This window comes from Allobranchiibius sp. GilTou73 (assembly GCF_021391335.1).
GTDB lineage: Bacteria > Actinomycetota > Actinomycetes > Actinomycetales > Dermatophilaceae > Allobranchiibius > Allobranchiibius huperziae.
Genome location: NZ_CP090051.1, coordinates 1,635,767 through 1,657,865 on the forward strand (window position 1 = coordinate 1,635,767; position 22,099 = coordinate 1,657,865).

Sequence of the window (22,099 nt, forward strand, 5' to 3'; positions counted from 1 at the left end):
GCGTCACGCCGGGGCGGTCAGGCGCTCCATCTCCGTGCGGATGGCGCCCAGCCTGCTCTCGCCGCTCACCCGGTCGGCGTCGATCGCCTCCAGGTAGACCTTCAGCTTGGGTTCGGTGCCGCTCGGCCGCACGATCACTCGCGTGTCGTCGTCGAGCAGGTAGCGCAGCCCCTCCGTGGGCGGCAGACCGCCGTCACCGCGCGCCAGATCCTCGACGGACACGACGCGTTGGCCGCCGACGCTGCTCGGCGTGGTCGCGCGCAGCCGCGCCATGACGTCGCCGATCAGCGCGAGGTCCTGCACCCGCACCGAGAAGCTGTCGGTCAGGTGGTGGCCGTACGTCGCGGCGAGGTCGTCGAGCGCGTCCAGCAGGGTGGCGCCGCGGCCGGCGAGCGACGCGGCGTACTCCGCCATCAGCAGAGCCGCGCTGACGCCGTCCTTGTCGCGCACCTGGGTCGGGTCGACGCAGTAACCGAGAGCTTCCTCGTAGCCGTAGACCAGGCCCGGCACGCGGCTGATCCACTTGAACCCGGTCAGCGTCTGCTCGTGCCGCACACCGTGCGCCGCGCACATCGCGGCGAGCAGCCGCGAGGAGACGATCGAGTTGGCCATCACCGCGTCGGCCGGCCAGTCCCGGCGCAGCAGATGGTCGCCGAGCAGCGCGCCGACCTCGTCGCCGCGCAGCATCCGCCATCCGTCGGAGTCGGCCACCGCGACGGCGCACCGGTCGGCGTCGGGATCGTTGGCGATGACCAGGTCCGCATCGACCTCGCGGGCCAGGTCGAGCGCGAGGTCGATCGCGCCGGGCTCCTCGGGGTTGGGGAACGCCACCGTCGGGAATTCCGGGTCGGGCGACTCCTGCTCGGCGACCGAGTAAACGTCATGGAAACCCACGCGCGCCAACGCATCTCGTGCCACCTGCGACCCCACGCCGTGCAGCGCGGTGTGCACGATCCGCAGTGCGCGCGGGCCGCCGGGGGTGACGACGCGGGATACGGAGTCGAGGTAGTCCGCCACGATCCCGTCGTCGAGGGTCTGCCAGCCGTCCTGCGCCTGGGGCACGGACGCGGCGTCGGGCACCGCCGTGATGGCGTCGGCGATCTGCTCGTCGACCGGCGACACGATCTGGCTGCCGTCGCCGAGGTAGACCTTGTAGCCGTTGTCCTGCGGCGGGTTGTGGCTCGCGGTGACCATGACGCCGGCGTCCGCGCCGAGGTCGCGGATCGCGAACGCCAGCACCGGTGTCGGCAGCGGATGCGGCAGCACCATCGCGTGGCCCCCAGCCGCCACGACCACCGCTGCGGTGTCCCGGGCGAAGACGTCGGAGTTGTGGCGGGCGTCGTACCCGATCACCACGGTCACGTCCGGTGCGCCGCGCTCCTCCTGCAGGTACGCCGTGAGGCCGGCTGCCGCTCGCAGCACCACGACGCGGTTCATCCGGGCCGGCCCGGCACCCAGCGCGCCGCGCAGGCCGGCGGTGCCGAACTGCAGCAGCCCGGAGAACCGGTCCTCCAGGTCGGCCACGGCGTCGTCGTCGCCGGACCGCACGTCAGCCAGCACCTGCTCCAGCTCGGCGCGGGTCTGCGGGTCGGGGTCGTCGGCGATCCAGGCGCTGGCCTGATCCTCGAGGGAGGTCATCACATCGCCCGTACGACGACGTCGGCGAGCAGCGCCCCGCACCGTGCCGCGGCGGCCTGTCCGGCCTCCAGCACCTCGGCGTGGGAGAGCGGCTGATCGCTCACGCCGGCCGCGGCGTTGGTGACCAGGCTGATGCCCAGCACCTCGAGCCCGGCCTGGCGCGCCGCGATCGCCTCGAGAGTGGTCGACATGCCGACCAGCTGCGCACCGAGGACGCCGGCCATCCGCACCTCGGCCGGCGTCTCGTAGTGCGGCCCGCGGAACTGCGCGTAGACGCCCTCGTCGAGCGTCGGGTCGACGGTGCGGGCCAGCTCGCGCAGCCGGGCGGAGTAGAGGTCGGTGAGGTCGACGAAGTTGGCGCCCTCGATCGGGGAGGTCGCGGTGAGGTTGATGTGGTCCGAGATCAGCACCGGGGTGCCGGGCGCCCACTCACGCCGCAACCCGCCGCACCCGTTGGTGAGGACGATCGTCGTACAGCCCGCCGCAGCCGCCGTCCGTACGCCGTGCACCACCGCGCGCACCCCGCGCCCCTCGTAGAAGTGGGTGCGGGTGCCGAAGACCAGTGCGCGCCGGTCGGTCTCGCCGATCCGGACCGATCGGATCGTGCCCGTGTGACCGCTGACGGCCGCGGCGGTGAAGCCCGGCACGTCGGTGTTCGCGATGGTGGCGAGCGTCTCGCCGATGCGGTCGGCGGTCTCGCCCCACCCGGATCCGAGCACCAGCGCGACGTCGTGGCGCGGGCTCCCGGTGGCCTCGGCGATCACCTCCGCAGCGCTGCGGGCGACCTCGAACGGGTCGGTGGCGGGGTCTGCGAGGTCGGCTGCGATCGTCACCGGCACAGGCTAGCGAGGTCCCGCGTGGTGAAATGAACCCGTGACGCGTCAGAGAACCGTGGCCATCATCGGCGGAGGACCAGGGGGCTACGAGTCGGCACTAGTGGCCGCCGCGGCCGGTGCCTCCGTCACGGTCATCGAGAACGAGGCGATGGGCGGCGCCGCCGTCCTCACCGACTGCGTGCCCAGCAAGGCGCTGATCGCCACCTCCGACTTCATGTCGCGTTTCGCCTCCGCCGGACGCCTCGGCGTCGGTTTCGAGGGTGCCGGTGAGGACCAGCACGCCGAGGCCCACCTCATCCAGATCAACGAGCGCATCCTGGCGCTCGCGCAGGCGCAGAGCCACGACATCCGCGCCCAGGTCGAGGGCACCGGGGTGCGGGTCTGCCGCGGCGCCGGCCGGGTCAGCGCACCGGGGAAGGTCACGGTCGAGAGCGAGGACGGCGTCGAGGAGATCTCCGCCGACGTCACCCTGATCGCCGTCGGCACCCGACCCCGCACGATGCCGGCGGCGCAGCCGGACGGCGATCGGATCCTCACCTGGCAGCAGATCTACGACCTCAAGGAGCTGCCCGAGCACCTGATCGTGGTGGGTTCGGGAGTCACCGGCGCCGAACTCGCGCACGCCTATCTCGGGCTGGGGTGCGCGGTCACGCTGGTGTCCTCACGCGACCGGGTGCTGCCCGGCGAAGACGCCGATGCCGCCCTCGTCATCGAGAACGTCTTCCGCCGCCGCGGGATGCAGGTGCTCAACCGGTCCCGGGCCAAGTCGGCCGAACGCACCGACGAGGGCGTCCTCGTCACGCTCGAGGACGGTCGCACGGTCGAGGGCTCGCACGTGCTCCTCGCCGTCGGGTCGATCCCGCAGACGCGCGGCATCGGCCTGGAGGATGCCGGGGTCGAGATGACCGAGTCCGGCCACATCGTGGTCGACCGCGTCTCGCGGACCTCGGCGTCTGGGGTGTACGCCGCCGGCGACTGCACGGGAGTGCTGCCGCTGGCCTCCGTCGCGGCCATGCAGGGGCGCCTCGCGATGGCGCACGCCCTCGGCGACGCGGTGGCTCCGCTGAACCTGCGCGGCGTGTGCGCCAACATCTTCACCGACCCCGAGATCGCCACGGTCGGCTACTCACAGGCCGATGTCGACGAGGGTCGCGTCGAGGCCAAGCTGGTGACGCTGCCGCTCTCGACCAACCCGCGCGCCAAGATGCGCAACATCCGGGACGGTTTCGTGAAGCTGCTGGTCCGGCCCGGCAGCAACACCATCATCGGAGGGGTCGTGGTGGCCCCGCAGGCGTCGGAGCTGATCTTCCCCATCGGGCTGGCCGTGCAGAACAGGCTCACGGTCGACCAGGTGTCCTCGACGTTCTCGGTCTACCCCTCGATGACCGGGTCGATCACCGAGGCCGCGCGCCGGCTGCACTCGCTCGACTACTGATCCTGACCTCCGCCCCTCCTCGAGATGTCGGTTTCGGAGGGTCTGCCGGCTGATTGACCCTCCCGAAGGGATATCTCGGCGTACGGCGCAGATCGGCGTCCGGGCATGCGAACGGCGCACGTCCCGTCGTGGGACGTGCGCCGTTGCGGTGAAGTAGGGGGCTCAGTGGCCGAGTGCCAGGCCGCGGTAGTAGGTCACCAGCGGCTTGTGCTGTGCGACGCGCTGCTGGCGGTTGCGTGCGAAGAACTGCACGGTCCAGGTGCCGACGCAGGCGATGAGGGCCACGAGAGCGACGGCGACGATGATCATCGTGCCGGTGAAGAACTGGTCGATGTTCACAACGTTCATGAGTCTGCCTCTGTCTCGATCTTGTTGATCACTACGTCTGTAGTGCTCATGTCCCTGACACTACGCCTGTAGTGGAATCGCCGCAAGCGCGGCCCCTGTGTGCTGCCTCACAGGGGCGATGGGCGGACGTGAGAGGCTGCGGGCGTGTCCAGGAAGAGCAGGCGCCCCGAGGGGACGGCGGCGCGGCAGGCCCACCTGCTGGAGTCCGCGATCACCGTCGTCGGCCGCGGCGGCCTGCGAGGTCTGACCCATCGGGCCGTCGACCGGGAGGCCGACCTGCCCGAGGGCACCTGCTCGGTCTACTTCCGCACGCGGCTCGCACTGCTGACGGCGCTGACTGCGTTCGTGGCCCAGCGGTTGACCGACGACGTACGCCGGATGGGAGAGGCGCTGCCGGAGTCCAACGGCGATCCCGCACCGGCCATCGAGGCCACAGTCGAGCTGGTCGTGCGCTGGTCGGGTCGCCCCGATCTGCTGATCACGATGACCGAGCTCTATCTGGAATCGGTGCGCACGCCCTCACTGCGGTCGGTGTCGGGGGCTTGGCGCGACGGGCTGGTCGGCGTCGTGGAGGAGTTGGTGCAGCGATCGGGCAAGTCCGACCCCCGGCGGCGGGCGCAGGGCATCGTGGCCAGCGTCGAGGGTGTCGCGGTGGCGTCCCTGCCGCTGTCGGCGCGGGACCGCAAAACCTACCTGCGCGACACGCTCACCCTGGTGGTCTCCAGCCTCGCCTGAGGCTGTCTCGCCTCTGCACCGTTTGCGTCCCTGCGCCTGTCTTCGCCCCTGCCGGCTTGCCGCTGCGAGTGGCGGTTCTCATGCGGCTTCGACGAGCGCCGCGGCCGTTGCCCCGCCTGCCCGGGCGTGGGTTGTCGGCGCTGCGGCCACTTTCCTGCGCCGCGCGCACGCGGACAGGTGGACTGTCGGCGCTGCGGTCACTTTCCTGTATGGCGCCTACGCGCGGGCGAGAGGCTGTCAGTCGGTGATCTGGGCCAGCACCGCGCCGGACGTGACCGTCTGGCCGATCTCGGCCGTGAGGCCGGAGATGGTGCCGTCCTTGTGCGCGGTGATCGGCTGCTCCATCTTCATGGCCTCGATCACCACGACCGTGTCGCCGGTCGCGACGGTGTCGCCGTCGGAGGCGACCACCTTGACGATGGTGCCCTGCATGGGCGCGGTGAGCGCATCGCCACCAGCGGCAGCGCCACCGCCGCCGGAACGGCTGCGCTTGGGCGCCTTCGCCCGCCCTGGGGCAGCGCCGCCGCCGCCCAGCTGCAGGTCGCCCGGCAGCGAGACCTCGACGCGCTTGCCGCCGACCTCGATGACGAGCTGCTGGCGCGGGGCCGTCTCGGCGGCCTCTGCCGCCGGACCGTCGTACGCCGGGATGTCGTTGTCGAACTCGGTCTCGATCCATCGGGTGTGCACGGTGAACGGCGTGTCGCCCTCGGGCGCGAACGCGGGGTCGCTGACGACCTTGCGGTGGAAGGGCAGCACGGTCGGCATGCCCTCGACGACCATCTCCTCCAGCGCGCGGCGGGAGCGCTCGAGTGCCTGCTGCCGCGTCGCGCCGGTGACGATGAGCTTGGCGAGCATCGAGTCGAAGGCGCCGCCGATGACGTCGCCGCTCGTCACGCCGGAGTCGACCCGGACGCCCGGGCCGCTCGGCGCCTCGAAGCGGGACACGGTGCCCGGCGCGGGCAGGAAGCCGCGACCGGCGTCCTCGCCGTTGATCCGGAACTCGAAGGAGTGGGCGCGCGGCTCCGGGTCGTCGTACCCCAGCTCCTCGCCGCGGGCGAGTCGGAACTGTTCGCGGACCAGGTCGACGCCGGTGACCTCCTCGGAGACCGGGTGTTCGACCTGCAGGCGGGTGTTGACCTCCAGGAAGCTGATGACGCCGTCCTGCCCCACGAGGAACTCGCAGGTGCCCGCCCCCTGGTAGCCGGCAGCGCGCAGGATGTCCTTGGACGCACGCAGCAGTTCCGCGTGCTGCTCGTCGGTGAGGTAGGGCGCGGGCGCCTCCTCCACGAGCTTCTGGTTGCGGCGCTGCAGCGAGCAGTCACGGGTCGAGACGACCACGACGTTGCCGTGCGCGTCGGCCAGGCACTGGGTCTCCACGTGCCGCGGCTTGTCCAGGAACCGTTCGACGAAGCACTCGCCGCGCCCGAACGCCGAGACGGCCTCGCGCACCGCTGACTCGAAGAGCGAGGGGATCTCCTCGATGGTGCGGGCGACCTTCAGGCCGCGCCCGCCACCGCCGTACGCCGCCTTGATCGCGATCGGCAGGCCGTGCTCCTTCGCGAACGCGACGATCTCGTCGGCGTCGTTGACGGGCTCCTTCGTTCCGGGCACGAGGGGCGCGCCCGCGGCGGTCGCGATGTGGCGCGCCTTCACCTTGTCGCCCAGGGAGTCGATGGCCTGCGGCGACGGGCCGATCCAGGTCAGCCCGGCGTCGATGACGGCCTGGGCGAAGTGGGCGTTCTCGGCGAGGAAGCCGTAGCCGGGATGGACGGAGTCGGCGCCCGAGGTACGCGCGACCTCGAGCAGCTTCTCCTGCACCAGATAGGACTCACCGGGAGTCGCGCCACCGAGGGCATGTGCCTCGTCGGCGACCTGCACGTGCAACGCGTCACGGTCCGGATCGGCGTACACCGCGACCGACGCGATGCCCTCGTCCTTGCACGCGCGCGCGATGCGGACGGCGATTTCCCCCCGGTTGGCGATCAGCACCTTCTCGACAGCAGCCATGGTCCGGGACTCTAGTGGGATGAGGCACACCCGGGTCGTCCGGGTGATGAGACGCGCGGGCATACAGAGCCGGGGCACGCGGTTGGACCACACATGACGGACACAACCAGCACTGCAGTTCCCGCGGTCGCCCTGCGCGCCGCTACCGGCACCACCCCGATCCCGCAGCTGGGGTTCGGCGTCTTCCAGGTGGACGACAAGGACACCCCGCCCGCCATCGCGTCGGCGCTCGAGGTGGGCTACCGCTCGATCGACACCGCGCGCATCTACGGCAACGAGGACGGCGTGGGCCGCGCGCTCGCCGCGACCGACGTACCCCGCGACGAGATCTTCCTGACCACCAAGGTCTGGAACGACGACCAGGGCTACGACAAGACGCTGAAGGCGTTCGACGCCTCCGTCGCCAAGCTCGGCTCCGAGCCGGATCTCTACCTGATCCACTGGCCGACCCCGAAGCACGACACCTACGTCGACACGTTCCGCGCGCTGCTGAAGCTGCGCGACGACGGCCGCATCAAGGTCGCCGGCGTCTGCAACTTCAACATCGAGCACCTGCAGCGTGTGTACGACGAGCTGGGGGAGTACCCCGCCATCAACCAGGTGGAGCTGCACCCGCTCCTGCAGCAGCAGGAGCTGCGCGACTTCCACGCGACCCACGACATCGTGACCGAGGCGTGGAGCCCGCTGGCCCAGGGCGGCGAGCTGCTGAAGGACGCGACCATCGGCAAGATCGCCGACACCAAGGGGGTCTCGCCCGCTCAGGCGATCCTGCGCTGGCACATCCAGATGGGCAACGTCGTCATCCCCAAGTCGGTGACGCCGTCGCGGATCAAGGAGAACTTCGACATCTTCGGCTTCGAGCTGGACGCCGATGACATGAGCACGATCGCGCGGCTGGACCAGGGTGGTCGGGTCGGCCCCGACCCCGCCGAGTTCAACTGACCGACCGCAGCACCAGGCCACCGAGGGGTGGGGAAGCCGTCGAAAGGTGACGGTATTTCCCTGCCCCTCGATGTCGTCCCTGCCCCCGACGGTGATAGCCAACTCCCGACCACCGGTGCGGGCGAGGGTGATCCACCGCACACCCCTGCGATGCAATCCGGCGTCAGCGGTGTGACGAATGATGTCTGATGCGCACTGGAATAGCTGATTGCGGGATAGCTGTGACACGCTTGCGTTGGCCATGACCGTTCGACCGGGGAACTCCTAAGAGCTGTGGAAGGAACGATCGTGGACAAGTCGGGGGCCGGCGTTCATCGCGGACCATCCCGTCGGGCCGTCGCAGGTGGTCTCATCTGGACGGTGCCCGTGATCGCCGTGGGGGCTGCGGCGCCGGCGATGGCCGCGAGCCCGCCTGTGACAAGACAGTTCACGACCCCGGGCAGCACCACCTACACCATCCCCGCAGGCAACAAGTCCGCGACGTTCACGGTCGTCGGCGCGGGTGGCGCGAGCTCGACCACGGTCGCCGGCGGTTCCGGTGCCTCCATCACGGGCACACTTGCGCTCGCCGGTACGACCGCAACGACCCTGACGGTCGTCGTCGGTGCAGCTGGTGCCGCCCTGGGGGTCGGTGGGGCCGGGTACGGCAACGGCGGCTCGTCTTCCACAGCTCTGGGCACCAATGACCGAGGTCGAGGCGGCGGCGGTGGCAGCGCGATACTCACCTCTGCGAACGTCGTCCTGGTCGCGGCCGGCGGCGGTGGCGGTGCGGGCGCATATTCACTTACCGGGTACACCGGAACGACTGGTCTCGGTGGTAATACCGGGACTGCCGGTGGCACGACGACGGTCACTCTGACCAGCGACAACTCCCAATACACCTCGGTCGGCGGTGGCGCCACGACTAGCGCGACCGGAGGCACTGCCGGCAATGGTGGCACCGGCACTGTGACGACCCGGTACGTCGGAGGAGCCGGCGGAAATAACGCGACCGGCGGTAACAACGGAGGCAACGGCGGCGCAGGCGCCTATGTCCCGGCTCAGACCAACGCCGGCACGACGAACATCTGCGGTGGCGGTGGTGGAGGCGGTTATGCCGGGGGCGGTGGCGGCGCGGGTGCGGTCATCACGGGGACGAGCTATGCGCTCTTCGGTGGAGCCGGCGCCGGTGGCAGCAACTACGTCGGCGGTGCTGGTGTCTCCGGCACCAATATTACCAACGCTAACAACGCCGCGGCGAACACCACGGCCACTAACGGCTCGGTCACCATCACCTACTGATCGGGCTGTCGGCAGGGCACTGCGTCAGCACGGCTGGCGGGACACCTCAGACGGGGAGAACCCGGGCGACGAAAGCGCGGAGTTGATCCAGGTTGCGGCACTCGTGCATGTCGACGACAGCGCCGTACGCCGCCGCGACCGAGTCGCCGGTGTCCCACATCCGTGCGGGTTCGGGGTTGAGCCAGGCGACGTGCCGCGCGCGGGCGGCGATGGCCGCGACGTGCGCGACCCCGGGGTCCCCGTAGTTGGTCCGGGCGTCGCCGAGGATGAGCACCGTGCTGCGTGGACCGATGCTCTCCCACTCGCTGCGCACGAAGCCGCGGAACGCCGTGCCGTAGCTGCTGCTCGTGCCGTGAGCGGTGAACTCCCGCGTACGACGGGCCCAAATGCCCAGCGGCGCAACGGGTTCGGCGTCCTTCAGCACATCGGTGATCTCGGCGGTGCTGCTCACGAACCCGTAGGCGCGCACCTTCCGGAACTGCGCGTGCAGGGCCTGCATCAGCAGCATGGTGAAGGTGGAGAAGGCGCCGACCGAGCCGGACAGGTCGGCGAGCACGATGAGATCCGGCCGGTGTCGGCGCCGCTCCCGGTACGCCGGGTCGATCGGCACGCCGCCGGTGGACAGCGACCGTCTCAGCGTGCGGCGTACGTCGATCTCGCCCCGCCCGGCCGCCCGGCGAGCGGACATGCGGGCGGCGAGCTTGCGGGCCAGCGGGTCGATGTGGCGGCGGAGCTCGTCGAGGTCCTTCGTGCCGGCGCTCAGGAAGTTGCGCTGCTCGATGCCGCTGCCGACCCCGAACCGCGCCACCCGCTCACGCGATCGCACCTGGGTGTTGCGACGCAGCGCCTCGGCCTCGATGCGGCGGCGGAAGGCCGCGACGCGGGCGCGCATCTCCTCGCGGTCGAACCGGTCCGACAGCTGCTCGCCACCCTGACCACTCCCACTGTGCTCGCCGCGGGCCCCGCGTGACTGCTGCTGCGCGGCGGCGATCGCGCGCTGCGGCTGCAGTCGGGAGATCGTCTGAGCCGACGAATACCCCTGCTTTTCATCGCCGTTCGCGACTTCGCCGAGAAGATCGACTGCGGCGGCTGCGAGATCCTCCAGACCCTGGGCATCGTCGTCCGCCAGAGCCTGCACCAGCTGGTCGCGCAGCTCGTCGACCGACGCGGCCCGCGCCACCGTGCGCCGGCCTGGTGCGGCGGGGAAGTAGAGATCGAAGAGCCGGTCGAAGACCTCCCGGTCGCCGGCGCGACGCAGCATCGCCGCGGCCACGCCGCCGCGCAGCCGGATGCGGTCGTCCAGACCGAGGGCGGTGGCGATCCGGGCGGCGTCCGCGACCTCGCTCGTACCGACCCGGATCCCGTGGTCGCGCAGCGAGGTGGTCAGCTCGACCAGCCGGTCACCGAGCGCGCTCTCAGCCGTCGAGGGCACGGTCCAGGTCCAGCGTGCTGGTGGCGACGCGGATGTCGTCCTGGTGTTTGAGGATGACCCCGAGGGTGCTGCGGACCAGCGCCGGGTCGAGCTCCTTCGTGCCGAGTGCCACGAGGGTGTGTGCCCAGTCGAGGGTCTCGGCGACCGACGGCGGTTTGCGCAACGACCCGGCGCGCAGGGCGCCGACGATGCGCACCAGGGTCTGCGTCAGCGTGTCGTCCAGGCCCGGCGCCTGCAGCCCGACGATGCGGGCCTCCAACTGCGGATCGGGATAGTCGATGTGCAGGAAGAGGCATCGGCGTCGCAGCGCCTCGGACAGTTCGCGGGTGGCGTTGGAGGTCAGGACGACGAACGGCCGGTGGCGTGCGGTCACCGTGCCCAGCTCGGGCACCGTCACCTGGAAGTCGGACAGGATCTCCAGCAGGAGCCCCTCCATCTCCTCGTCGGCCTTGTCCAGCTCGTCGATGAGCAGCACGACCCGCTCCTCGCTGCGGATCGCAGCGAGCAGGGGCCGCGGCAGCAGGAACTCCTCACCGAAGATGTCAGATTTGACGTCCTCCCAGGCGTGTTCGTGGCTGTCGCGCTCGGCGGTGATCCGCAGCAGCTGCGCCGCGTGGTTCCACTCGTAGAGCGCCCGGGCCTCGTCGACGCCCTCGTAGCACTGCAGCCGGATCAGGTCGGCGCCGATCGCGCGGCTGACGGCCTTGGCGAGCTCGGTCTTGCCGACCCCGGCAGGGCCTTCGACCAGCAGCGGCTTGCCGAGGGCTTCGGCGAGATAGACGGTCGTGGCGATCTCGTCCGAGGCGAGGTATTCGACGTCGGCGAGGGACTGCAGCGCCTGGTCGACACCGGCGAGCGCGGGGTGCGGGGTCGTCATACCGGCCATCCTCGCGTACGCCGCATCGGCGCCCGCGGCCGGTCGATCCGCGAGTGTCCGCAGATTCGTGTACCCGTCCACACGGATCTGCGGACACTCGCAGGGCGGAAACCGGACGAGGGTCGCCGCGCGCTCTGTGGAGCGCGCGACGACCCTCGTCGTCAGCAGGTGGAGCTCAGGCCTTCTTGGTCTCCGCGAAGATCGCGGCGATCTCGTCGATCTTGCCCAGCAGCTCGTCGGCCTTGGCGACATCGAACGTCGCCTTCGTGCCGCCGCCGCCACCGGCCAGCTTGGTGGCTTCGTTGACGAGGGTGTGCAGCTGGGGGAACTTCTCGAAGTGCGGCGGCTTGAAGTAGTCGGTCCACAGCACCCACAGGTGGTGCTTGACCAGCTCGGAGCGCTGCTCCTTGATGATCGCGGCGCGAATGCGGAAGTCGGGGTCGTCGTTGTCGGCGACCTTCTCACAGATGGCCTTGACGGACTGGGCCTCGATACGGGCCTGGGCGGGGTCGTACACGCCACATGGCAGGTCGCAGTGTGCGCTGACCTCGATCGTGGGGGCAAGGAAACGGCGGAGCATCAAGTCATCCCTCTCATCGGTCGCCGCGCGGTGACGCGCGGCTGGGTGCAGATGCAACCACCCTACGGCCGGGCACGGGGGCGGGCCAAGGGATCCGGCTGCTGCGACGTGGTCGCATCGACGGACGTCCGAACCCGGCGCGCGTGGTCAGCGTGCTCTGCGCGTCCGAGGCAGGCGCAGCAGCACCTTCGCCAGCACGTCGTCTTCGGGAATGGCACCGACCGACCAGGAGTCGATCCCCTCGGCGGGGTTGTCCCGTTCGGCCCACCAGCCGTTGCGTTCGCGTCGGGTCAGCCGCTTGACGGCGATCGGTCGCGGGCCGTCGGGCCCGTCGGGCAGCCGGATCACGTGCGCCCGACCGGGAGCCGGACGTACGCCGTAGGCGACCAGCAAGCGGTCGCCCTCGACGTACGTCGGCTCCATGGAGCGGCCGCGGACGACGGCCACCCCGATCCGCGGCAGGCCGCGCATGGTCGGTGTCAGTCGACCTCGGTGGGGGATGCGCCCGAATGTCCGGACACGTCGTCGTGGGCCGGGCGCCCGTCGCTAGACGGCTCACCGCCGGTGGAGCCCTCCAGCCCGACCAGGGCGGTGACCGCCTCCACGCGGTGCTCCTCCTCGGCGTGCACCCGGCTGAGGAAGGACTTCGTGCGCTCGTGCTGCGGGTGGTCGATGACGTCACGCGGGTTGCCGGACTCGACCACCACGCCGGCGTCCATGAAGACCACCTTGTCGGCGACGCCCCGGGCGAAGGCCATCTCGTGCGTCACCACGACCATGGTCATGCCGTCGCGGGCCAGTTCGCGCATGACCGCCAGCACCTCGCCGACCAGCTCCGGGTCCAGAGCGGACGTCGGCTCGTCGAAGAGCATGAGCTTGGGCTTCATCGCCAGGGCCCGTGCGATCGCCACCCGCTGCTGCTGTCCGCCGGACAGCTGAGCGGGGAAGTGGTCGCAGTGATCGCCCAGGCCTACCCGCTCGAGCAGAGCGAGTGCCTCGGCGCGCGCGGTCTTCTTGTCCACGCCCTTGACGTGGATGGGCGCCTCCATGACGTTCTCCACCGCGGTCTTGTGCGGGAAGAGGTTGAACCGCTGGAAGACCATCCCTATCTCGCGACGCTGCTCGGCGATCCGCTTCTCGGTGAGGCGGTGCAGCTGCCCCTCCCGGTCGTCGTAGCCCATGAGGTCGCCGTCGACCCAGATGCGGCCGCCGTCGATCGTCTCCAGCTGGTTGATGCACCGCAGGAAGGTCGTCTTGCCCGAGCCGGAGGGACCGAGCAGGCAGACGACCTGCCCCTCATGCACGTCGAGGTCGATGCCCTTCAGCACCTCGTTGCCGTGAAAGGCCTTGGTGACGTTGAGCGCTCGTACGATCGCCTTGTCGCTGTGTGCGTCGGTCGTGGTCATCGGGGACCTCCTCCGGCCAGGCCGAGCATCCGCGCTCGTAGGCCGCCGTCGGCTCGCTGCGTGCCGATCCCGCGGCCGAACTTGCGTTCCAGGAACATCTGCACCACCGCGAGGATGGAGCAGATGACCAGGTACCAGAGCACGGCTGCCATGTACCCCGGCATGATCTTGAAGGAGTGGCTGCCGATCTGCGAGGTCTGATAGAACAACTCGGCGATGACCGGGATCGCGGACAGCAACGAGGTGTCCTTGACCATCGCAAGGGTCTCGTTGCCGGTGGGCGGCACGATCACCCGCATCGCCTGCGGCAGCACGACGCGGCGCATGCTCTTGCCGGAGGACATCCCGAGTGCCTGCGCCGCCTCACGCTGACCGACATCCACCGATTGGATTCCGGCCCGCGCGATCTCGGCCATGTACGCCGCCTCCGACAGGCCCAGCCCGATGATTCCGATCACGATCCCGTTGGAGGCCTGCGCCACGTTGATGTGCCCGAACGTCGTTGCGTTCGAGCTCAGCCCGATGAAGTGGCCGAGCTGCTCGGCGAACGGAAATCCCAGGCTGACCTGCGGGTAGAGGTAGGCGAGTCCGCTACCGAACATCGCCAGCAGCACCAGCCGGGGGATGGAACGAAAGAACCAGACGTAGACCGAGGCGACACCGCGCAGTACCGGGTTGTCCGACAGACGCATGATCGCGAGCAGGATGCCGAGGACCACCCCGATGACCATCGCGCCGACGGTCCCGACGATCGTGCCGCGCCAGAGCCCGTCGATCACCGGATTGTACTTCATGATCTGGTAGGTGAACGACCAGTCCCAGCGCGTGTTGGTGACGACGGAACTGACCATCATCGCCACGATCACGGCGATGACGACGATCGCTACGTAGCGACCGGGGTGCCGGACCGGCCGGGCGTCGATCTTGCCCGGCCGGTCACCGGTCTCAACTGACACTGGGATTCACGGCGAAGTCGGTGACGGCGCCGCTGGTGTTGCCCCACTTGGCCAGGATGTTCTTGTAGACGCCGCTCTTGGCGAGCACCTGCAGGGCCGAGCTGATGGCGTCCGCGAACGCGGTCTGCGTCTTCGGGACCACGAAGCCGTACGGGGCAGTGCCGTAGAGCGCACCGGCGGTCTGCAGCTGGCCGCCGGTCTGCTTGATCGCGTAGAGCGTGATGGGTGAGTCGGCGCTCATCGCGTCGACCTTGCCCGAGATGAGGTCGGCCGTGACCTTGGACTGCAGTTCCTCGACGACCTGGTTGATGGGCTTCTTGCCGGCGCTCGTGCACTTCTTGCTGCGCGCGGTCAGGTCGTCGATCTCGACGGTGCCCTTCTGGACGCCGACGTTGAGACCGCAGGCGTTGTCGATGTCGACCTTCTTGGGGTTGCCCTTCTTCACGGCCCACTGGGTGCCGGCGCTGAAGTAGCTCACCATGTTCGCCTGCTTCTCGCGGTCGGCGTTGATGGTGAACGAGGAGACCCCGGCGCTGTACTTACCCGAGTTGACGCCGAGGATGATGGTGTCGAAGCCGGCTGATTGGAACTTCACCTTCAACCCCAGCGTGGTCGCGACGGCGGTGAAGAGGTCGACGTCCATGCCCTCCACGGTCTTGCCGTCGGCGCCGAGGAACTCGTTCGGTGCGTACGAAGAGTCGGAGCCCACGGTCAGCGTGCCCTTGGCCTTGACCGCGGCCGGGACCTTCGCGGCGAGCGCGCTGTCCAGCGTGGCGGTGCTCGACCCCGCCGGCGTCGTGCTGGACGAGCCGGACGCGGACGTGGAGCTGGAGCTGGAGCCGCCCAGCGAGCTCGAGCCGCAGGCGGTCAGGGCGAGGCATCCGAGGGCTGTGATGGAGCCGAGGGCCGCGACCTTGGTGGTGGTGGCGTGGCGAAGCAGAGTCATCTGTGTCTCCTGGAACATGAGTGGGATCCGTTGGCGACATGCCAGGTCCAGGGCGACATCCTGGCATCACCTGACCGAAAGGCTCCACGGCCTGCGCCGGTCGTAATCACCCCGTGACCCGGGCGGCCCGGCGATCAGCGGCCGGTGAGTGACCGAAGATGCGTGAGGCACGCGTCGTACGACGGGAGCAGACCGGCCTCCTGGGCCTCCGCCAGCGTGGGCGCCGCCTCGTCCTTGGGCGACAGCAGCGGAGTGATATCCGCGGGCAGTTTCAACCCGAGCGCCGGGTCGAGCGGGTGGATGCCGTGCTCGCCGCTCGGGTTGTACGCCGCGGAGCACAGGTAGCACGCCGTGCTGTCGTCCTCGAGGGCGATCAGCGCGTGCCCGAGGCCCTCGGACAGGTAGACCGCGCGCCGGTCGTCGGTGTCGAGCAGCACCGACTCCCACCGCCCGTACGTCGGCGAACCCACCCGGATATCGACCACGAAGTCGAGGAAGGACCCGTGCAGCGCCGTGACGTACTTGGCCTGGCCCGGGGGCACGTCGGCGAAGTGGATGCCGCGCACCGTGCCACGCGACGACACCGAGATGTTGGTCTGCAACACCCGCGGTTCGTGGCCGAGGTGCTCGGCCAGCAGGTCGCCGCGGTATCCCTCCAGGAACACGCCGCGGTCGTCGGGGAACTGCCGCGGGGTCACGACGTACGCGCCCTCGATGGCCAGCGGTTCGATCTGCATCAGACGCCTTCCTCTACGAGCGCGGTGAGGTATTCGCCGTACCCGCTCTTGGTCAGCCCGTCGCCGAGCCGCATGAGTTCCTCATCGCCGATCCAGCCGGCACGCCAGGCGATCTCCTCGACGCAGCCGATCTTCAGGCCCTGCTGCGCCTCGACGGCGTGCACGAATTGCGCGGCGGACATCATGGCCTCGAAGGTGCCGGTGTCGAACCACGCGGTCCCGCGCGGCAGCGTCGTGACCGTGAGCTTGCCGGTCCGCAGGTAGGCCTCGTTGATCGCGGTGATCTCCAACTCCCCCGCGCGCTCGGGCGCAGTCCTCTCGCGATCTCGACCACGTCGTTGTCGTAGAAGTAGAGCCCCGGCACGATGTAGCGCGACTTGGGGACCTTCGGCTTCTCCTCGATCGACAGCACCAGGCCGTCGGCGTCGAACTCCACCACGCCGTACGCCGAGGGGTCCGGCACGTGGTAGGCGAAGATCCGCGCCCCATCGGGGTCGGCCTGGTCCCGCAGCCGTCGGCCGAGTCCGGAGCCGAAGAAGATGTTGTCCCCGAGCACGAGTGCGACGCTGTCGTCGGCGATGAAGTGCGCGCCGATCACGAACGCCTGGGCCAGGCCCTCGGGGCGCGGCTGCACGGCGTACGTGAGGGAGATCCCCCACTGGGAGCCGTCGCCGAGCAACCGGGAGAACTGCTCGGAGTCGTGGGGGGTGGTGATGATGAGAACGTCCCGGACGCCGGCCATCATCAGCGTCGCGAGGGGGTAGTACACCATCGGCTTGTCGTAGATCGGCATCAGCTGCTTGCTGATCGCCCGGGTGATCGGGTGCAACCGAGTGCCCGATCCACCTGCCAGAATGATCCCCTTCATGGGCGCAGACACTAACGGGCGCGCCCCGAGCGGAGGTTGTCGAGTGCGTGTCCTGGTGACGGGCGGGGCCGGTTTCATCGGTAGCAACTTCGTCCACCTGACGCGGCGCACCCGCCCCGACGCGCAGGTCACAGTGCTCGACGCGATGACCTACGCCGGGCATGAGCAGTCGCTCGCCGGCACCGGCGCGGCCCTGGTCCGCGGCGATGTCGCCGACGCCGACCTGGTCGACCGGCTGGTCGCCGACGCCGACCTCGTCGTGCACTTCGCGGCCGAGTCGCACAACGACAACTCGCTGCGCGAGCCCTGGCCCTTCGTGCAGACCAACGTCGTCGGCACCTACACGCTGCTGGAGGCGGTGCGGCGACACGATGTGCGCTACCACCACATCTCCACCGACGAGGTCTACGGCGACCTGGCGCTGGACGACCCGCACCGCTTCACCGAGGCGACCGCGTACAACCCCTCGAGCCCCTACTCCTCGACCAAGGGCGCCAGCGACCTGCTGGTCCGGGCGTGGGTGCGCTCCTTCGGGGTCCGCGCGACCCTGTCGAACTGCTCCAACAACTACGGCCCGCGCCAACACGTGGAGAAGTTCATCCCGCGCCAGATCACCACGTTGCTCGACGGGGGTCGCCCGCGGCTCTACGGCGACGGCATGAACGTGCGCGACTGGATCCACGTCGACGACCACAACGACGCGGTGTGGACGATCGTCGAGCGGGGCGAGATGGGGGCGACCTACCTGATCGGCGCCGACGGAGAGGCCGACAACCTCACGGTGGTGCGCACCCTGCTGGACCTGATGGGCCGCCCGGGCGACGACTTCGAGCATGTGACCGACCGGCCGGGTCACGACCGCCGGTACGCGATCGACTCCACCCGCTTGCGCACCGAGCTCGGCTGGACTCCGCGCTACGGCGACTTCCGGGCGGGACTCGCCGCGACGATCGACTGGTACCGCGACAACGAGGACTGGTGGCGCCCCGCGAAGGCGGCGACGGAGGCCGGATACGCCGCGGCCGGTGAGACCGCCGTGCCTCAGGACCGCGCCGGCGAGGTCCCTCGATGAAGCGCTGGCTCCTGACCGGTGGCCGCGGCATGCTCGGGCAGGACCTGGCACGGGTCGTGGAGCGTTCCGGCGACCAGGTGCTGGTGACCGGGTCGGCCGACCTGGACATCACCGACGCACAAGCGGTGCAGGACGCCGTCGGCGACGTCGACGTCGTGGTCAACTGCGCGGCCTGGACCGCGGTCGACGACGCGGAAACCCATGAAGCTCAAGCGTTCTCGATCAATGCGACAGGTGCGGCCAATGTCGCCCGCGCCTGCGCCCAGCGCGGCGTACGGCTCGTGCAGATCTCCACCGACTACGTCTTCGACGGCACCGCCACCACCCCCTACGCCGAGGACACGACGCAACGTCCGCGGTCGGCCTACGGGCGCACCAAGTGCGCCGGGGAGTGGGCTGTACGCTCGCTGCATCCCGACGCGCTGGTGGTGCGCACCGCGTGGCTGTACGGCGCCGGTGGCGGCAACTTCGTCGCCACGATGGCCCGGCTCGCCGGCGAGCGAGACATGCTGACCGTCGTGGACGATCAGCGCGGCCAGCCGACCTGGACCGTCGACCTCGCCGACCTGGTGGTGCGTCTGGTCGACGCCGGAGTTCCCGGCGGCTACTGGCACGGGGTCGGTGCCGGTGAGACCACCTGGTGGGGGCTGGCGCGCGCCGTCTTCGAGGAGGCCGGGTGGGATCCGGAGCGGGTGCAGGCGGTCGGCAGCGACCAGTTCGTGCGTCCGGCACCGCGTCCGGCGTACTCCGTCCTGGGCACCGGGCGGCTGACCGAGCACGGCGTCTCGCCGGTGCGGGACTGGGCTGACGCCCTGCGTGAGGCGCTGCCCGAACTGCTCGCCTAGGGCCCGGGGAATCAGGCGGAAATTGGGCCGGCTCTCAGCTCACTTCCGCCTGTCGAAGGTTGCTAAATTGGTACACGTTGCATCAGTTGTGCGCCGAATCTGCTGTGGCGTGAAAGGGGCGGGGTGTCCGCACGACTCGAGATCGCCGAAGGGCACCCGGTCAAGGAACCGGTGTTCGTCGAGACCTCTCAATGGCGTCCGCGCTTCGTCGTGACCGCCGTGGGCGTCGACGCCCTGGCGATCGCCGTCGCCCTGGTCTCCGCGAAGCTGCTGCGCTTCGGTAACGGGACTCAGGCCCTCTCCGGCACCAGCCACGCCACCTACCTCACCGTGGCGATCTCCCTGCTCTGCGCCTGGATGGCGGCGCTGGCCTTCACCCAGAGCTACCGCCCCGAGCACGCGACCATCGGCAACGAGGCGTACCTGCGGGTCGTGCGGTCCTCGTTCTTCATCTTCGGTGTGCTGGCGATGGTGGCGTTGGCGCTGCGGCTGCAGTTCGCTCGTGGCTACATCGCCATCGCGTTCCCCCTCGGCGTCGCCCTGCTGATCCTGGGCCGTTTCGCGATCCGCGTGTGGTTGGTGCATTCGCGCGACGCCGGCCGGTGCATGGACACGGTGCTGGTGGTGGGTGCGCCACAGGAGGTCCGCTACGTCGCCGACCGGATCGGCCGAACGCCGGAGGCGGGTTTCGTCATCTCCGGCGTCGTCACCGGCGCGGACCGTGCGGGCACCTTCGAGCTGCGTGACGGCAATCTGGTGCCGGATGCGGGCGCTGTCGACAACGCCCTGGCCACCGCTCTGGCCCACGACGTCAGCGCGATCATCATCGCCGGCCATGCCCAGGTCTCCGACACCTATCTGCGCGAGCTGGGCTGGTCCCTCGAACGCACCGGCATCGGGATGGTGCTCGCCAACCGGATGACCGACGTCGCCGGACCGCGCATCCACCGCACACCCGTCGAGGGGCTGCCCTTGATGAGCGTGGAGGCGCCGCGGTACGACGGGGGCCGCTACCTGCTCAAGCGGATCTTCGACGTCGTGGTGTCGGGCCTGCTCCTGGTCGTGACCTCGCCGCTCTTCGCCGTCATCGCGCTGCTGATCAAGCTGGACGACCACGGGCCGGTCCTGTTCCGCCAGGACCGCGTGGGTGTCAACGGCGAGACGTTCGCGATGACCAAGTTCCGCTCCATGGTCGTGGACGCCGAGTCCCGGCTGGACGGGCTCGCTCCGGACGCGGGGCTGGCGCACCCGTTGTTCAAGATGCGCCAGGACCCAAGAGTGACCCGCGTGGGCCGGGCTCTGCGCGCGTACTCCCTGGACGAACTCCCGCAGCTGCTGGACGTCTTCGCCGGGAACATGTCGATGGTCGGCCCGCGCCCGGCACTCACCCGGGAGGTGAGCGTCTACCGGGACAACGCGCACCGGCGACTCAACGTCAAACCGGGCATCACCGGTCCGTGGCAGGTCGGCGGGCGGTCCAACCTCAGCTGGGAGGACAGCATCCGCAAGGACCTCTACTACGTGGAGAACTGGACGCTGGTCGGGGACTGCCTGCTGCTGGTCAAGACCGTCAAAGCGGTGCTGACCCGCGACGGCGCCTTCTGAGCTCATCCCCGCTCGTCGACGTACGGCCGGTCCGGCATGCTCGGGAACGCACCGCGTGCTCTGCGCGACGGCGCCGAGGGCAACGGTCGTCGCGGCTCGCGCACCCCGGAGTCCGGTGGCTGGCTTGCGTCCGGACATGGGACCTGAACGTCCCATCCGCCGTGGCGCCACTTCGAGCTGTAGGCCTAACGGTCGATCCATGGCGTGCGATACCCAGATCCGAGCCCACCGCGGGACCCGGTCCACAGCGCCGCGCCAACCGATCCCGCCCGCAGGACGTCTTCGGAACATGACCACCGTGCGCAGGACGCTCCTGGCCGTGAGCGTGGGGTGCGCGCTGTCGCTCGCCGGCTGTGGCGCGCCGGGTCCGATACCTCCGGCCGGGAAGCAGGGCTATGCGGGAAGGGAGTTCAAGGGGCGCCTGGAAGCGCTGCACCCGAGCGCGGTGAGCCCCGCGGATCTGGGGACGGCCGACCGGGCCTTCGGGCTCCGACTGTTACAGGACGCGTGCGCAGCCGCCCCGACGGCGAACGCGGTGCTGTCACCCGCGAGCGCGGCACAGACGCTCGGGATGATGCGGACCGGCGCCGCCGGGGCGACCCGCACGGCACTGTCCACGCTGCTGCACCAGCCGGCGTACGGTCCGGCGGTCATCGCCGCCGAGCATGAGCGGACCTCCCAGTTGCACATGCTTGCGGGGCTGAGCACCGCCAACCGCCTCTTCACCCAGAGCGGGACCACGCCGCAGCAGGCGACGCTCGACGACCTACGGACGGCGTACGGCGCCCAGCTGCGAACGCTCGACTTCGCCCGCCGGCCCAAGGCATCGACCGACACCATCAACCACCTCGTCTCCGGTGATACCGGCGGGCTGATACCCCGGCTGTTCGACTCGCCGCTCGACACCTCGACGGTCACCGTGCTGACCAACGCGATCTACCTCAAGGCCCAATGGGAGGATCCGTTCGAGCCGGCTGTGCCAGGGGCGTTCACCACGGCGGACGGCCGACACGTCACGGTGCCTACGTTGAAGACCGCGGTCGGGCGCGCCCTGTCGAGCGCCTCGGCGGACGGCTGGCGGTCGGTGGAGCTGCCCTACCTGCACGGCAAGCTCACCGCATTCGCCCTGCTGCCGCCGGCAGCCGAGAAGCCCTGCGCCGTGCCCGACAGCACGACCCTCACCACGCTTCTTCGACCGGACGCGCACGACGCGGCCACCGTCATGATGCCGAAGTTCCACCTGGCCCAGACCAACCAACTCCTCCCGGTGCTGACCCGAGAAGGGTTCCGGCCCGACGGCGACTACCCGGGGTTCGGCCGGGCGAAAGTCAGCGAGATCGTCCAGAAAGTGGACATCTCCGTCGACGAGAACGGCACGACCGCGGCCGCGGCCACCGGCGTCGCCCTCGCGGTCTCCGGGCGGGCGAGCACCACCACCACCACCCATGTGGTCTTCGACCGGCCGTTCCTCTTCCTGGTCGCAGACACCGCCACCCACACGCCGCTTTTCCTGACCCGCGTCGCAGACCCCCGCGGCTGAGGCTCGGCGATCG

Annotated in this window: 19 protein-coding genes and 2 pseudogenes; 8 read left to right on the forward strand and 13 right to left on the reverse strand. The window is 69.9% G+C overall.

Features of this window, described 5'->3' with window-relative positions; genetic code table 11:
* Positions 1–3: 3 nt before the first annotated feature.
* A complete protein-coding gene (locus tag LVQ62_RS08280) occupies positions 4–1,638 on the reverse strand; it encodes a phospho-sugar mutase (protein ID WP_233767370.1) in 1,635 nt (544 codons plus the stop codon).
* A complete protein-coding gene (locus LVQ62_RS08285) occupies positions 1,638–2,471 on the reverse strand; it encodes a purine-nucleoside phosphorylase (RefSeq protein WP_233767372.1) in 834 nt (277 codons plus the stop codon). The genes LVQ62_RS08280 and LVQ62_RS08285 overlap by 1 nt, the downstream gene beginning before the upstream one ends.
* Before the next feature lie 40 nt (positions 2,472–2,511).
* Here LVQ62_RS08285 and LVQ62_RS08290 point away from each other — a divergent pair, with 40 nt between their 5' ends.
* The gene (locus LVQ62_RS08290; RefSeq protein ID WP_233767374.1) at positions 2,512–3,909 is read left to right on the forward strand and encodes an NAD(P)H-quinone dehydrogenase; all 1,398 of its coding nucleotides are present in this window, start codon (positions 2,512–2,514) and stop codon (positions 3,907–3,909) included.
* A gap of 162 nt (positions 3,910–4,071) precedes the next feature.
* Here LVQ62_RS08290 and LVQ62_RS08295 read toward each other — a convergent pair whose 3' ends face one another.
* The gene (locus LVQ62_RS08295; protein WP_179482171.1) at positions 4,072–4,257 is read right to left on the reverse strand and encodes a hypothetical protein; all 186 of its coding nucleotides are present in this window, start codon (positions 4,255–4,257) and stop codon (positions 4,072–4,074) included.
* Positions 4,258–4,401: 144 nt separating this feature from the next.
* Here LVQ62_RS08295 and LVQ62_RS08300 point away from each other — a divergent pair, with 144 nt between their 5' ends.
* On the forward strand, positions 4,402–4,992 hold the full coding sequence (locus LVQ62_RS08300; RefSeq protein WP_233767379.1) for a TetR/AcrR family transcriptional regulator: 591 nt from the start codon (positions 4,402–4,404) through the stop codon (positions 4,990–4,992).
* Between the two features lie 237 nt (positions 4,993–5,229).
* Here the strand turns inward: LVQ62_RS08300 and LVQ62_RS08305 are convergent, their stop codons facing one another.
* Complete coding sequence (locus tag LVQ62_RS08305; protein WP_233767381.1) at positions 5,230–6,999, reverse strand: biotin carboxylase N-terminal domain-containing protein; 1,770 nt, start codon at positions 6,997–6,999, stop codon at positions 5,230–5,232.
* 93 nt (positions 7,000–7,092) lie between these two features.
* Between LVQ62_RS08305 and LVQ62_RS08310 the strand changes: the two genes are divergently transcribed.
* A complete protein-coding gene (locus tag LVQ62_RS08310; RefSeq protein WP_233767384.1) occupies positions 7,093–7,941 on the forward strand; it encodes an aldo/keto reductase in 849 nt (282 codons plus the stop codon).
* A 414-nt stretch (positions 7,942–8,355) separates the two neighbouring features.
* A complete protein-coding gene (locus LVQ62_RS17510) occupies positions 8,356–9,222 on the forward strand; it encodes a hypothetical protein (RefSeq protein WP_255696544.1) in 867 nt (288 codons plus the stop codon).
* A gap of 46 nt (positions 9,223–9,268) precedes the next feature.
* Here LVQ62_RS17510 and LVQ62_RS08320 read toward each other — a convergent pair whose 3' ends face one another.
* From LVQ62_RS08320 to rfbA, 9 genes and pseudogenes are all read right to left on the reverse strand, one after another.
* The gene (locus tag LVQ62_RS08320) at positions 9,269–10,654 is read right to left on the reverse strand and encodes a VWA domain-containing protein (protein ID WP_233767386.1); all 1,386 of its coding nucleotides are present in this window, start codon (positions 10,652–10,654) and stop codon (positions 9,269–9,271) included.
* On the reverse strand, positions 10,638–11,531 hold the full coding sequence (locus LVQ62_RS08325; protein WP_233767388.1) for a MoxR family ATPase: 894 nt from the start codon (positions 11,529–11,531) through the stop codon (positions 10,638–10,640). Before LVQ62_RS08325 ends, LVQ62_RS08320 begins: the two co-directional genes overlap by 17 nt.
* Before the next feature lie 175 nt (positions 11,532–11,706).
* Positions 11,707–12,111 carry a superoxide dismutase, Ni gene (sodN, locus tag LVQ62_RS08330; RefSeq protein WP_233767390.1) on the reverse strand — a complete coding sequence of 135 codons (405 nt, stop codon included), beginning with the start codon at positions 12,109–12,111 and terminating at the stop codon, positions 11,707–11,709.
* 147 nt (positions 12,112–12,258) lie between these two features.
* Positions 12,259–12,582, reverse strand: a complete 324-nt coding sequence (locus tag LVQ62_RS08335) for a S24 family peptidase (protein ID WP_233767392.1) — start codon at positions 12,580–12,582, stop codon at positions 12,259–12,261.
* A gap of 155 nt (positions 12,583–12,737) precedes the next feature.
* Positions 12,738–13,517, reverse strand: a pseudogene (locus LVQ62_RS08340) (amino acid ABC transporter ATP-binding protein); the annotation flags it as partial.
* Positions 13,514–14,473: an amino acid ABC transporter permease gene (locus LVQ62_RS08345; protein ID WP_233767395.1), complete on the reverse strand. Its 960-nt coding sequence runs from the start codon at positions 14,471–14,473 to the stop codon at positions 13,514–13,516. The gene LVQ62_RS08345 and the pseudogene LVQ62_RS08340, both read right to left, overlap by 4 nt.
* The gene (locus LVQ62_RS08350) at positions 14,463–15,419 is read right to left on the reverse strand and encodes an ABC transporter substrate-binding protein (RefSeq protein WP_233767398.1); all 957 of its coding nucleotides are present in this window, start codon (positions 15,417–15,419) and stop codon (positions 14,463–14,465) included. The genes LVQ62_RS08345 and LVQ62_RS08350 overlap by 11 nt, the downstream gene beginning before the upstream one ends.
* A 134-nt stretch (positions 15,420–15,553) precedes the next feature.
* Entirely contained in the window at positions 15,554–16,156 is a 603-nt protein-coding gene (locus LVQ62_RS08355; protein WP_233767400.1) for a dTDP-4-dehydrorhamnose 3,5-epimerase family protein, read from the reverse strand.
* Positions 16,156–17,024: pseudogene (gene rfbA / locus LVQ62_RS08360) on the reverse strand (glucose-1-phosphate thymidylyltransferase RfbA). The gene LVQ62_RS08355 and the pseudogene rfbA overlap by 1 nt, the downstream one beginning before the upstream one ends.
* Positions 17,025–17,067: 43 nt before the next feature.
* Between rfbA and rfbB the strand changes: the two are divergent.
* From rfbB to LVQ62_RS08380, 4 genes are all read left to right on the forward strand, one after another.
* On the forward strand, positions 17,068–18,096 hold the full coding sequence (rfbB, locus tag LVQ62_RS08365; RefSeq protein WP_233767402.1) for a dTDP-glucose 4,6-dehydratase: 1,029 nt from the start codon (positions 17,068–17,070) through the stop codon (positions 18,094–18,096).
* Complete coding sequence (gene rfbD, locus LVQ62_RS08370) at positions 18,093–18,941, forward strand: dTDP-4-dehydrorhamnose reductase (protein ID WP_233767404.1); 849 nt, start codon at positions 18,093–18,095, stop codon at positions 18,939–18,941. Before rfbB ends, rfbD begins: the two co-directional genes overlap by 4 nt.
* 123 nt (positions 18,942–19,064) lie before the next feature.
* Positions 19,065–20,546 (forward strand): sugar transferase, encoded by a 1,482-nt coding sequence (locus tag LVQ62_RS08375; RefSeq protein WP_233767407.1) that lies wholly within the window; start codon positions 19,065–19,067, stop codon positions 20,544–20,546.
* A gap of 289 nt (positions 20,547–20,835) precedes the next feature.
* Positions 20,836–22,086, forward strand: coding sequence for a serpin family protein (locus tag LVQ62_RS08380; protein WP_233767409.1), 1,251 nt, complete (start codon positions 20,836–20,838; stop codon positions 22,084–22,086).
* Positions 22,087–22,099: the final 13 nt, after the last annotated feature.